Origin of the sequence: Agrobacterium sp. 719_389 (assembly GCF_900188475.1) — a bacterium.
Lineage (GTDB): Bacteria > Pseudomonadota > Alphaproteobacteria > Rhizobiales > Rhizobiaceae > Agrobacterium > Agrobacterium radiobacter.
This window is the reverse complement of sequence record NZ_FYEM01000011.1, coordinates 175,015-187,991: the sequence shown is the minus strand read 5'-3', so window position 1 is coordinate 187,991 and position 12,977 is coordinate 175,015. Positions and strand designations below refer to the sequence as shown.

Annotated in this window: 10 protein-coding genes; 9 read left to right on the top strand and 1 reads right to left on the bottom strand. The window is 59.5% G+C overall.

Features of this window, described 5'->3' with window-relative positions; genetic code table 11:
* The first annotated feature begins 108 nt into the window (after window positions 1-108).
* The 9 genes from CFB10_RS19990 (at window position 109) to ligD (ending at window position 12,145) form a co-directional block, all read left to right on the top strand.
* A complete protein-coding gene (locus tag CFB10_RS19990; RefSeq protein ID WP_020009779.1) occupies window positions 109-822 on the top strand; it encodes a FadR/GntR family transcriptional regulator in 714 nt (237 codons plus the stop codon).
* Window positions 823-889: 67 nt separating this feature from the next.
* Window positions 890-1,870: a mannonate dehydratase gene (locus tag CFB10_RS19985; protein WP_020009780.1), complete on the top strand. Its 981-nt coding sequence runs from the start codon at window positions 890-892 to the stop codon at window positions 1,868-1,870.
* Window positions 1,871-1,996: 126 nt separating this feature from the next.
* Complete coding sequence (locus tag CFB10_RS19980; RefSeq protein ID WP_244559880.1) at window positions 1,997-3,535, top strand: ABC transporter substrate-binding protein; 1,539 nt, start codon at window positions 1,997-1,999, stop codon at window positions 3,533-3,535.
* 230 nt (window positions 3,536-3,765) lie between these two features.
* Complete coding sequence (locus tag CFB10_RS19975) at window positions 3,766-4,869, top strand: hypothetical protein (RefSeq protein ID WP_020009782.1); 1,104 nt, start codon at window positions 3,766-3,768, stop codon at window positions 4,867-4,869.
* Window positions 4,870-5,057: 188 nt separating this feature from the next.
* Window positions 5,058-7,397 (top strand): EAL domain-containing protein, encoded by a 2,340-nt coding sequence (locus tag CFB10_RS19970; RefSeq protein ID WP_020009783.1) that lies wholly within the window; start codon window positions 5,058-5,060, stop codon window positions 7,395-7,397.
* 204 nt (window positions 7,398-7,601) lie between these two features.
* The gene (locus CFB10_RS19965; protein WP_003505598.1) at window positions 7,602-8,495 is read left to right on the top strand and encodes an SDR family oxidoreductase; all 894 of its coding nucleotides are present in this window, start codon (window positions 7,602-7,604) and stop codon (window positions 8,493-8,495) included.
* Between the two features lie 42 nt (window positions 8,496-8,537).
* Window positions 8,538-8,825, top strand: a complete 288-nt coding sequence (locus CFB10_RS19960) for a hypothetical protein (RefSeq protein ID WP_026363523.1) — start codon at window positions 8,538-8,540, stop codon at window positions 8,823-8,825.
* On the top strand, window positions 8,822-9,649 hold the full coding sequence (locus tag CFB10_RS19955) for a Ku protein (protein WP_020009785.1): 828 nt from the start codon (window positions 8,822-8,824) through the stop codon (window positions 9,647-9,649). Before CFB10_RS19960 ends, CFB10_RS19955 begins: the two co-directional genes overlap by 4 nt.
* A gap of 3 nt (window positions 9,650-9,652) precedes the next feature.
* Window positions 9,653-12,145: a DNA ligase D gene (ligD, locus tag CFB10_RS19950; protein ID WP_020009786.1), complete on the top strand. Its 2,493-nt coding sequence runs from the start codon at window positions 9,653-9,655 to the stop codon at window positions 12,143-12,145.
* 12 nt (window positions 12,146-12,157) lie between these two features.
* Here ligD and CFB10_RS19945 read toward each other — a convergent pair whose 3' ends face one another.
* A complete protein-coding gene (locus CFB10_RS19945; RefSeq protein WP_026363524.1) occupies window positions 12,158-12,949 on the bottom strand; it encodes a Ku protein in 792 nt (263 codons plus the stop codon).
* Window positions 12,950-12,977: the final 28 nt, after the last annotated feature.

Genomic DNA, 12,977 nt, shown 5'->3' with positions numbered 1-12,977 from the left:
GTACTTCATCCCAACTCCTCCCTGAGTTAACATGAAAACATATGACGTGCTGTCATGTCATCATATGAGTAGCGAAGGGATTCGTATTCTGCAAGAGGGAAGAATGGCATGATGGGCGACAGGGTGAAGCCGCGGGAGAGGCGGGCGCAACAGATCATCGATAATCTCAGCGCAGAAATTCGCAGTGGAAAACTGAAAAACGGTGATCAGCTTCCCACGGAACCGGAGCTTGAGCGCAGCTATGGCGTGAGCCGCACCGTGGTTCGCGAGGCGATCGCGGATTTACGTTCCGCCGGCTATGTCGTTCCCATTCAGGGCAAGGGGGTTTTCGTCAGCAATACCAGTGAATGGGCCGGCGTGAAACTGACGCAATCCGAGGTCGGCACCATTGCAGAGACGCTGGAAATGCTGGAGTTCCGGCTTGCAACGGAAGGCGAGGCGGCGGCAATCGCCGCCTATCGCCGCACAGCCCAGCAGGAGGCCGCAATCTCTGCGGCGCACCGGAAAATGGCCCGCGCCATCGATGCGGGCGAAACCACGGTCGATGCCGATTACGAGTTTCACACGGCCATCGCAATCGCCACCAATAACCGCTTTTATCTGGAGGCGCTGCGTCAGTTCGGTTCGCGCTCCATACCGCGCGGGCAGTTCCCGACGCTGCCGGAAACCGGTGACGCGAATTATCTTCGCAAAGTGCAGGCCGAGCACGAGGCAATCCTGCGCGCCATCGTCGAACAGGATCCCGACGCGGCGCGAAAAGCCATGCGTGAACATATGCTTGCGAGCCAGCGCCGATACAGGTTGCTCTCGGAAGCGCAATAGCATCTCGACACTCATCTTATTTCATGCGATGTCATATGATGACTTGCATGGAGAGAGGAGAGAATCGATGTATGTCGGCACCCAGGTTGCTGCGCGCGATGACGAGGATTTTAAGGTTTGGGCGCAGCTCGGCGTCAAAAACATCAACGCTGATCCGCCCGGAAAGCCCGCGAGCTGGACTTTCGAGGACTTTGAACGCCACCGTGACAAGGTCGAAAGCTTTGGCCTTGTCCTGGACATGGTGCAATTGCCGCTGCCGTCCCGGCCCATCGAACAGGCGTCGTATCCCGATATCCTGCTGGCGGGGCCGGACCGTGACCGGCAGATCGATGCGGTCTGCAAGATGATAGAAGATATCGCCAGGGCCGGTATCCCTGCGGCGAAATACAATCTCAACCTCATTGGCATTCCGCGCACGGAGATGGAACGCGGACGTGGCGGATCGCTTAATGAAGCCTGGCGCTGGGATAAGGCGGATCATGACGCCGCGCCGGGCCTCGCGGGCGTTCTTTCCGAGGACGAAAACTGGGAACGCATCGACTATTTCCTCGAACGCGTCGTGCCGGTTGCGGCAAGCAACAAGGTGCGTCTCGCCTGCCACCCTCATGATCCCTATACCCCGCCGGGTTACAAGGGTGTCACGCGTGTGCTCGGCACTGTCGAGGGATTGAAGAAATTCGTGCAGATGCGCGAAAATCCCTATCACGGCCTGAATTTCTGCCAGGGGTCGATCGGCGAGATGCTCGACAATCCGCGCGAGGAGATCGACGACATCATCAGGTGGTTCGGCAGCCGCGACAAGATCTTCAACGTCCATTTCCGCAATATCAGCGGCGGCAAACTCTCCTTCATGGAGACGTTCCCCGATGAGGGCGACATGGACATGGTGCGGTCGCTGAAACTCTATCACGAACTCGGCTATCGCTACATGATCATGCCAGACCATGTGCCGACGATTGCCGGGCGCGATGCCGTCGGTGTCGCTTTCGCCTTCTGCTACGGCTACATCGCCGCCTTGATCGAAGCGCTTGATAACAAACATCTTTGACGAATTAAACCGGCGACGTCCTTTGCGTCGCCGGCTCGTTTTCCAGACACGAATTACCGATCTGTAGGAGGAGCAGGTATGAAAAAAACATTGATCCGTCTCGCATTCACCACGGCCCTTGGGGCGATGCTGCTGCAGGCCGCGCCAACCCTGGCCAAGACACCCAACGACCAGCTTGTCATCGGAACCTCGCTGGCCCAGGTGCTGTCGCTCGACCCGCATCAGGCCACCGAAGGAAAAGCCAACGAAATCATGTCCAACCTCTATGACCGCCTGATTTCGGTCGATGGTTCGGGCAAGGTTTCACCGCAGCTTGCCGAACGCTGGGAGATAGATGACAAGGGCATCACCTTCCATCTTCGCGAGGCAAATTTCGCCTCGGGCAATCCGGTAACCTCGGCAGACGTCGTCTACTCGCTCGGCCGGCTGTTGAAGATGAACCAGGCGGCCGCAGCCAACCTCAAGCGCGTTGGCTATAACGCCGATAATGTCGACAAGCTGGTGAGCGCGCCGGATGAAAAAACGGTACGCATCGATCTTTCCGGCGAAACGACCTCCGAACTGCTTCTTTACCGTCTGGCCATGGTCATCGCCAGCGTCGTCGACAGCAAGGAGCTCAAGTCACATGAGAGCAATGGCGACTGGGGCAATGGCTGGCTGAGAACCAATTCCGCCGGTTCCGGTCCTTTTACGCTCAATCGCTGGTCGCCGAATGAGATCATCATTCTCGAGGCCAACAAGGACTATGTGGCCGGCAGCCCGAAAATGCGCCGCGTCATCGTTCGCCATGTGCCGGAAAGCCAGGTGGAGCGCCTGATGCTGGAACGCGGCGATATCGACATCGCCAGCGCGCTGACAGCTGCCGACCTTGCGATCTTCAACAACAAGGAAGGTTTCCAGATCCAGCGTGTGCCCACGGGCGGCTTCTACGTCCTATCCATGAATGCCGGCAAGGAGCCCTTGTCCAACCCCAAAGTCCGCGAAGCGATTGCCTATGGCATCGACTACAAGGGCATGGAAAAGACCATCATGGGTCCTTACGGTCGGGCGCGCACGGTGCCGGTGCCGGAAAACTTCGAATATGCCATTCCGAGCCCGGACTGGAAGCTCGATGTCGAGAAGGCGAAGGCCCTGCTCAAGGAGGCCGGTTATGAGAACGGCTTCACGCTCAATCTGAAGACGATCGCGCAGACACCACGCATCGACCTCGCCACCGCGATCCAGGCCTCGCTCAGCGAGATCGGCATCAAGGTCAATATCCAGCAGGGTAACGGTTCGGACGTGATTGCCGCCCACCGCGCGCGGGATTTCGATCTGCTCATTCCGCAGACCGGCGCCTACATGCCGAATGTGCTGGGCTCGATGGAGCAGTTTTCCAGCAATCCCGACAACTCGCTTGCCGCCAACAATGCCGGTAATTTCGTCTGGCGCTCAGCCTGGGACATTCCGGAACTGACCGCGCTGACGGCAAAGGCCTCGCTGGAGCCGGACGCCAAGAAGCGCGGGGAAATCTACACCCAGATGCAGGAAATGTTCGTCGCCCAGAAGCCGGCGGTGCTGCCGATGTTCGAGAGATTCGAGCCGATCGTGCTGAATGCGCGCGTGAAGGATTATGTGGGCCATCCCAGCCAGACGACCCGGCTGGAAAAGGTCACGAAAGACTAAGGGCAAACCACAGTCTCTGAAAAACCTGCGACGGGCGGTTTTACCGCCCGTTTTTTATCAGCGGCCAACCGCGAAGCCCGGACGCGGCAGAGGATTGTCGCACGTCATCCCGTAATTTCAGGGGTTTTCTCAAGGACTTCATCGGATTAGACCGTCCGATGACTATTCCTTCCGTCGGGCGAGAGTCGCGAACTCCGCTCACCCACCTCCCGAAGAATGCGTTGACGACCATGAACCTTGCACAGATAAAACTTCCGTCGCGGCCGCTTAGCCTCAAACGTGGCGTCATTTCGGTGCCGGCAGCCTATTATTTCTCCATTCCCGTGCTTCTGGTGATCACGGTCGTCATGCTCGTGGCCGAGGGCCCGGGCATATTGCGGGACTATCAGATCAGCAAAGACCCGCTGGAGATTGAAAACGGCGATATCAACGGCAGCTGCAAGACGCGCAAGGCGATCTTCACGACCTGCGAGGCGGATCTTTCCTACGAACATGCGGGTGTGAGCTACAAGAAGGATGTCGAGGTCATGTTCGTCGATTTCCATTCCGGCGATTACGAAACCGGGCTGGTCATTTCTGCGAAGAACCCGGAACTCGCAACGATTTCGCTGGGCCTCGATATGCTCTGGAACCGCATCATCACGCTCGGCGTGTTCGTCGCCCTGCTCGGTTTCGGCAGTCTTGCGATGCTGTTCACGCTTATTCGTGTCCTGCGGGTTCGTCTGCAGCTGCGCAAGCCCGCGCCTTTGACCGTCATCCCGGTCGCGCTGACGGCCGTTGCCGAAAAACGCAGCCGTCTTTTCGTGACCTATGCCGATACGGTAAGGGACGACAAAACCAAACGGCAATCCTTTACGCATCTGGAGCGTGGTCGCATTCCCGTCGTCGTCGGCCATACCGGCAAACATGATGTGGCGCTCGCGGTCCTGCATGGCAACAGCGCGTTGCCGGTTCTGCTCGATGATCAGCTGGAGCGGATCGACCTTACGGAGCAGGAGCGGGCGGAGGCTCTGGCATCGCTTGCCCCGATAGTCGCGACTGAGACGCAGGGGGCTGCTGCGGCCGAGGCTGCGGCGATGAAGAAAGGACCGGGCCTGCTGCGCAGACTGGGCATTTTCGTTGCCATCGTTGCCGTCATCATCGTCGCGGTGTTCGGTTACTGGCTGTGGTATGTCACGAGCGCTCCGTCGCAATTCAACTCACCCGGAATGGACATCAACAACATGCTGCCGGCAGCACTCAACGAGTGGGGTTGCGCCCGTCTGCAGGAGCGTTTCGCCGATGGTCCGGCGCCTTTCGGATGCACCGCGGCAGATTATCGAAGCTGGAAGTAAAGGCTTCCGTCGATCACTTTTTCGGGTCGGTTTGCCAAAAGTGTTACAGCTTGGCACGCCGGCCCGGACTATTTTTCGTGCGCGAAAAAATATTGATGCAATTATCAAGGGTTGCATTAGAGATTTATAAATAAACCACTCCCATAGTGCCACCGTGAGCGGTTCTTCAGAGGCTGGGAGAGTGCATCATGTTCACGGTTTTGGAATGCGTTGCCATACAGCACGACCGGGCGGTCGTTCTTCTTGCAGCTGTTATCTGCCTGCTTGGCATGTTTGCTTTTTTTCACCTTCTGTTGCGTGCGGAGGAAAGTCCGGCTGGCCGTAAGCCCTATTGGGTGCTGGTTGCCGCCTTTGCCGGAGGCCTGAGCGTCTGGGCCACGCATTTCGTCGCCATGCTCGCCTATAAGGGTGCGGTTCCGATCGGTTATGATTTCGCCTTCACGGCTTTGTCGGCGGTTTTCGCCGTTATCGGTTTCTGGCTGGCGCTCACCGCCCGCTCGCAGGCCGCTTACAGCCCTGTTATCGTCGGCACGCTCATCACCCTGTCGGTCGCCGTCATGCATTTCGTCGGAATGGCGGGAATGGATGTCGCCGCCACGATCAGCTACCGGTGGGGACCGGTGCTGGGCGGTTTTGCGGTCGCCTGGGTATCTTTCCTTCTGGCCTTTTTTCTTTTCTGTCGCATCGGTTCCTGGAAGCGCATCGCCGCGCCGGCCGCATCGGCGATTTTCGCGATCTGCGCGCTGCATTTCACGACCATGTCGGCCACGGTGCTTTCGCCCGATCCGTCCGTATCCGGGCCTGATCCCGACAATGTCGCGCGGCTGATCATGATCTGCGCCATTTCCGGCGTCACGTTCCTGATCCTGTCCTCCACCGCCGCCGCGGCCCTAGTGGATCGTTATCTCGTCGATCTCAAGGGTCTCGTCGATGCGACGCTTGATGGCCTCGCCGTCGTCCGCGATGGGCGGATCGTGGAGCTGAACACCCGTTTTGCCGGCCTTCTGGGCAGGGATGAAGCATCGCTGGTCGGACAGAACCCCGACGATCTCTTCAAGGCGATCGACGGGCAGCCCGCTTATCTGCCACGCCACACGCCGGTGGAGGCGGTGCGCGAGCGTGCCGGGCAAGCGCAGATATTCGAACTCAGCGTGCGTACGATCGAATATCGCGGCCGCCCCTGTGAGGTGATGGCCATCCGTGACCTCACGGAAAAGCGCGAAGCGCAGCGGGAAATCGAATATCTCGCCCGCCATGATGTTCTGACGGGCCTTTCCAACCGCACCATGTTCCAGACCCGTCTTCACCAGCAGATCGAGCATTGCGACGAGGATGACGAATTTGCGCTCTTGGCGCTCGATCTCGACCGGTTCAAGGCTGTCAACGACATATTCGGTCATGCCGAAGGGGATCGCGTCCTGAAAAAGGTCGCCGCCATTCTCGATGAATGTGCAAGGGCAGGCGATGTGGTCGCCCGTCTCGGTGGTGATGAGTTCGTCATCCTGACCGCGCGCCACACCAGGGCGGAAGAGGCGCGCCTGCTGGCAGAAACGATCCTTGGCATGTTCGCACTGAAGATGAATGTCGCCAACGATCCGACCTCCGTCGGCGTCAGCATCGGCATCGCCGTGTTCCCGCGGGACGGCCGGGATCACGAAAGCATCATGCATGCCGCCGATCTGGCGCTTTACCGCGCGAAGATGGGCGGGCGCGGCATATTGGCCTTCTACGACCCGGTGATGGATCAGGAGGCGCGCGAACGCCGCCAGCTCGAGACGGATCTGCGGCTTGCCATCAATCGCAACGAGCTGCTGTTGAACTATCAGCCGGTGCTGTCAGTCGAATGCGGCCAGGTCGTCGGCTACGAGGCGCTGGTGCGCTGGCAGCACCCGACACGGGGCGTGGTGCCGCCGGATGTCTTCATTCCGATTGCCGAGGAAAGTGGGATCATCATCTCGCTCGGCGAATGGGTGCTGCGCGAGGCCTGCCGTCAGGCGGCCGGCTGGGCGCCGCATCTGAAGGTCGCGGTGAATGTCTCGCCATTGCAGTTTTCGCTGGCCAATCTCGGTCATGTCGTCTGCACCGTCCTGATGCAGACCGGGCTTTCGCCGAACCGGCTGGAGCTCGAAATCACGGAAGCTGCCCTTCTGAAAGATCGCAAGACGACGCTGATCATCCTCAACCAGTTGAAGGCGCTCGGTGTCGCCATCGTCATGGATGATTTCGGCACGGGTTATTCCTCGCTCAGCAACCTGCAGAGCTTCCCCTTCGACAAGATAAAGATCGACCGCAGTTTCATCGCCGCCATGAGCGACGATGACAATGCTCGCGCCATCGTGCGCGCGGTGATTGGCCTTGGCCGCAGCCTCGATCTGCCGGTCACGGCGGAGGGGATTGAAACGGATGCGCAATATCGCATGGTCGTCGACGAGGGCTGCGCGCAGGCGCAGGGTTATCTCTTCGGCAAACCGGATGTCGCACCCGCGCAGGTCGTAAGAACCACCACGCGGAAGAAACATTCCGTTTGATAAAAGAGGCGACGGCGCAGGACGCCGTCGCCCCGCCTTTCCCACATCGGATGGAACGAGAGCGACGGCAGATCGTTAGGCTTGCGTGTGGCGCGTCCATGCTGCGGTTGCCCCGGCGGTGCCGACGACCAGCCTGACGGGAGTGGTTTGATCCCCTGTCATGAACGCGCCTCGGATGAACTTCTATTGACGGGAGAGACCGCGATGACAGACCGCCTCGAGCCGCAGGACCCGCGCAGCCAGTATCCGCGCCCGCCCTTTTCGACCCCGACCCAGGAGATGCCGGGTCTGGTGACGAATATGACGCCTTTCCCTGATCATGGCGAAAAAAGCTACAAGGGCACCGGCAAGCTTGCCGGGCGCAAGGCGCTGATTACCGGCGGCGATTCAGGTATCGGCCGCGCCGTCGCCATCGCCTTTGCAAGGGAAGGTGCTGATGTGGCGATCTCCTATCTGCCGGAAGAGGAATCCGACGCTGAGGAGGTCGTGGCGCTCATCGAGGCGGAAGGTCGCGTGGCGGTCGCGCTGCCCGGCGATATTACCGATGAGGCATGGTGCCGCGAACTGGTAGAGAAGGCGGCCGGCGATCTCGACGGGCTGGATATTCTGGTCATCAACGCCGCGAGACAGCAATATCGCGAAGACATAGAAGAACTGTCGACCGACGATTTCGACCGCACCATGAAGACCAATCTTTATGCCCTGCACTGGATTGCGCAGGCGGCTGTTCCCCATCTCAAGCCGGGGTCGTCGGTGATCACCACCGCCTCGATACAGGCTTATGAGCCCTCCGCAATCCTGCTGGACTACGCCACCACCAAAGCCGGTATCGTCGCCTATACGAAAGCGCTTGCCAAACAGCTCATCGAAAAGGGCGTGCGTGCAAACGCCGTTGCGCCGGGGCCGTTCTGGACGGTGCTTCAGCCGAGCGGCGGCCAGCCTGACGAGAAGGTGAAGAATTTCGGCAAGGACAGCGATTTCGGCCGCCCGGGACAGCCGGTGGAACTGGCGCCCGTTTATGTGCTGCTGGCGTCGCAGGATGCGAGCTTCATCAATGGCGAGGTTTATGGCGTCACCGGCGGCAGGGGCATTGCCTGAGGCGATGCCCGCCAATGCCGGATGGCCTTTGAGGATTTCGAGATGAAACGGCAGGCAGAACGTTCAGACATAAACTTGAAGAGCTTCGATGTCCGCGATCGGCTGATACTGGCGCTTTATGCGCAGTTGAAAGCGGAGCGGCAGACCCGTGAGGCGATGGAGTGGGTGATCCGTAATGGTGGCCTTTCGCCGGAGGTGCTGGAAGCCATGGCGTCCGACCCGGTGCCGGTTCTGGCGGAGGCGGACGTGCCCGCCATCGAGCGCATTCTGGCCGGCGACCGACGCCGGGAAATGCCCTCCCGCAGCGATGACGAGGGACGACGGACATGAACCGCAGAGCCAGCTGGAGAGGCCATCTGACCTTTGCCGATTTCAACTGCGAAGTCGGCCTTTATTCGGCGCTGACCTCGGCGGAGAAAATCGCGTTCAATATCGTCAACCGCAAGACCGGCCATCGCGTCGAGCGGCAATATGTTGATAGTGATACCGGAGAGGCGGTTCTTCGTGACGATCAGGTCAAGGGATACGAGCTCGACAATGGCGACCACATCGTCATCGAGGGAGACGAGATCGCGAAGCTGATGCCGGAGAGCGACAAGGTCATCCGCGTCAGTCACTTTCTGCCCTGTGACGAGATCGACAAGCTTTATTTCGACAAGTCTTATTATCTCGCGCCGGGCGGGGAGGGTGGCGAAGAGGCGTTGACGCTTCTCGCCAGGGCGATGGACGACGAGAATGTCGCAGCTCTCGGCGAAGCGGTGCTTTTCCGCCGCAACCGTGTCCTGCTGATCCGTCCGAGCGGCAAGGCTCTCGTCGCGACGACGCTGAATTTCAGCTACGAGGTCCGTTCGCAGACATCGGTCTTCAAGTCGATCCCCGACATCGAGTTCGATGAGGAAATGTTGGAACTCGCCGGTCACATCATCGAAAAGCGCGCCGGCACGTTCGATCCCGCAGACTATAGCGACCGTTATAATGATGCGCTGGCAGAACTTGTGAAAGCCAAGATCGAAGGCCGGGAAATCGCCAAGCAACCGCCGCGCAAGGAAGACAATATCATCGATCTCAAGGAGGCCCTGCGCCGCAGCGCGGGGGCGGGAGCCGGGAAAAAGGCGACGGCAGCAGGCCGCAAGGCGTCGCGGAAAGCGGGCTGATCCATGGGATTGCAGACCTATAACGCCAAGCGCAGTTTCGACAAGACGCCGGAGCCCAAGGGTACGAAGGCCGAACAGCAGGGATCGAGCTTCGTGATCCAGAAACACGATGCCCGCCGTCTGCATTATGATTTTCGGCTGGAAATGGATGGCGTGCTGAAAAGCTGGGCGGTGACGCGCGGTCCCAGTCTCGATCCCGAGGACAAACGCCTTGCCGTGCATGTGGAGGACCATCCCCTCAGCTATGGTGATTTTGAAGGCGTTATCCCCAAGGGACAATATGGCGGCGGCACCGTGATTGTCTGGGATCGCGGCTTCTGGCAGCCGATCGGTGACGCCCGGAAAGGCTATCGCAAAGGCCATCTGGAATTCGAACTGGAAGGCGAAAAGCTGAAGGGACGCTGGCATCTGGTGCGCATGCACGGAAAGCCGGGCGAAAGCCGGGAAAACTGGCTGCTGATCAAAGGCGACGACGAAGAAGCCAGACATAAAGGCGGCGCGGATATTCTCGAGGAACGGCCGGAATCCGTAAAGACCGGGCGCAGCGTCGAGGAGGTTGCTGCCAAGCCAAAAGATACCTGGAATTCCAAGCCGGTATCGAAAAAGGCCGCGGCTTCGACGTCGGGCAAAAAACAGGCGCATGCGCTGCCCAAAGGCGCGCGCAAACAGGCCATGCCGTCCTTCGTGCCGCCGGCGCTCGCCACGCTCAAGCCAAAACCGCCCGACGGAGATCGCTGGCTGAATGAAATCAAATTTGACGGCTATCGCCTGCAGGCGCGTGTCGATCAGGGCAAGCTCCAGCTCCTGACCCGCAGCGGGCTGGACTGGACGGAGAAATTCGGTGTGGCCGTGGCAGGCGCTATCAAGGCGCTGCCGGTGGAAACGGTGTTGATCGACGGCGAAATCGTCGTGGAACGCGATAACGGGGCTTCCGATTTCTCCGCCTTGCAGCAGGATCTGAGCGAAGGACGCAGCGACCGTTTTGTGTTTTACGCCTTCGACCTTCTCTATCTCGATGGCAGCGATCTGCGCGGTGCGGCATTGAGCGAACGAAAAGCGCTGCTGGAAAGGCTGTTGCCGGCGGGCGATCCCCATCTCCGTTACAGCCAGCATTTTGAAGAAAGCGGCGCGCTTGTCCTCGACCATGCCTGCCGGCTCAGTCTTGAGGGTGTCATTTCCAAGGTCAAGAGCAGCAAATATGTTTCCGGGCGTAAGGGAGAATGGGTAAAATCCAAATGCTCGATGCGACAGGAATTCGTTATCGGTGGCTACACCGTCTCCTCGACATCGGACCATGCGATCGGATCGCTGGCGCTCGGCGTTTATGAAAATGGCGAGCTGCGCCATGTCGGCCGTGTCGGGACAGGTTATACGGGCGACGTGGCAGAGATGCTGCTTGGCCTGTTGAAGCCGCTGGAGCGCAAGGAAAGCCCGTTCGGTGAGAAGCTCACCGCGCTTGCCCGACGTGATCTTCATTTCGTGAAGCCGGAACTGGTGGCTGAAGTGGAGTTTCGCGCATGGTCTGGAGATGGCAATCTGCGCCACGCCTCCTTCCGGGGGCTGCGTGAAGACAAGCCCGCAGAAGAAATCGAACGCGAGGAGAAGGCCGTGTCCGATACCAAGGCGCCGCAATCGACGATCAAGTTCACCCATCCTGACCGGCTCTACTGGCCGGACGATGGCGTGACGAAGGAGGGGCTTGCCGATTATTATGCGCAGGTCTGGCGGCGCATCGCGCCCTTTGTCGTCAACCGGCCGCTGGCACTGCTGCGCTGCCCGGAGGGTATAGAAGGGCAGCGTTTCTTCCAGAAACATGCCTGGCGCGGCATCAACAAGGCGGTCGAGCAAATCAGGGACCCCAAGGACAAGGGCGGTGAGCCGCTGATCCGCATCACCGATCTCGATGGCTTGATGGCGCTCGTGCAATCTGCCGCGCTTGAAATCCACCCATGGGGTGTGACCACCGCCAATTGGGAAAAGCCTGACATGATCACCATGGATATCGACCCCGGCGAGGATGTGGCATGGGAAGAGGTGATCGAGGCGGCGCTGGAACTAAAACGGCGTTTCGAAGAGGCCGGGCTTGCCGCTTTCGTCAAGACCTCGGGCGGCAAGGGACTGCATGTCGTCGCGCCGCTGAAGCCGCAGGCGGGCTGGGCCCCGGTAAAAGCCTTCGCCAAGGCCATGGCGGCGGATATGTCGAAAGCCGAACCGGAGAAATATCTTTCCGTCGCCACCAAGGCGAAACGTCAGGGCCGTATTTTTATCGACTACCTGCGCAACGGCAGGGGCAATACGGCGGTTGCGGCCTATTCGACGCGCGCCCGGCCGGGAGCCGCCATTTCAGCGCCGCTCGAATGGTCGGAACTGACAGCCGAGATCGGTCCGGCCCATTTCACCGTCAACAATATCGGGGCTCGTCTTGCGGCGCTGAAAAAAGACCCGTGGGACGGCTTTTTTGCCGCTGCCAAGCCGCTGCCGAAAAAGGCACGGTGAAGACGCCGATCCTCAGCTTCTCTTTTCCGAAGCGAGGCTTTTCTTCAGCGCATCCATGATATTGATGACATTGCCGCCGGTGCGGGCATTCATGCTAGTTTTCTTTGTCGATGAGGAGACCTCTTCGCCCTTGGTCTTCAACAGGGACTTGATCTTTTTCTGAATGGGGTCCTGCACCAGAGTTGGCTTCCAAGCCGTGACCTGTTTGCCGATGCGTTTTTCCATGGCGTCCAGCAACGGCCGGTCGATTTTCATCTTCGGCTCCAGCGCGTCGATGCTTTCGCGCACCTCCTCGCCATAATGGAGCGTCCACAGGATGATGCCCTTGCCTGAAGGTTCCAGCAGGACTGCCCTTTCACGACGGTAGATCACCAGACGCGCAATGCCGAAAACATCGTTCGCTTTCATGGCTTCGCGAATGACGCTGAAGGCTTCGGTGCCGATCTTGTCTTCCGGGCGCAGAAAATGCGGACGGTCGTACCAGATCCAGTCGATCGACCCTTTTGGCACGAAGGTCTTGATATCGATGGTGCGGGTGCTTTCCAGCGCCACCGCATCGATCTCGTCATCCTCCAGCAGCACGTAGTCATCCTCGCCGCGCGGAAAACCCTTCATCTGGTTCCTGGCGGCGACCGGCCTGTGGGTGACACTGTCGACATAGCGGCTTTCGACGCGATTGCCGGTTTTGCGATTGAGGATGTGGAAGCGGTATTTGTTGCCTTCGGTCGTCGCAGGCGTCAGCGAGACAGAGGCCGTCACCAGTGACAGCTTCAGATAACCCTTCCAGAAAACCTGCCGTGCCATGTCCGCGATCCGCATTGGTCTCCCGGAA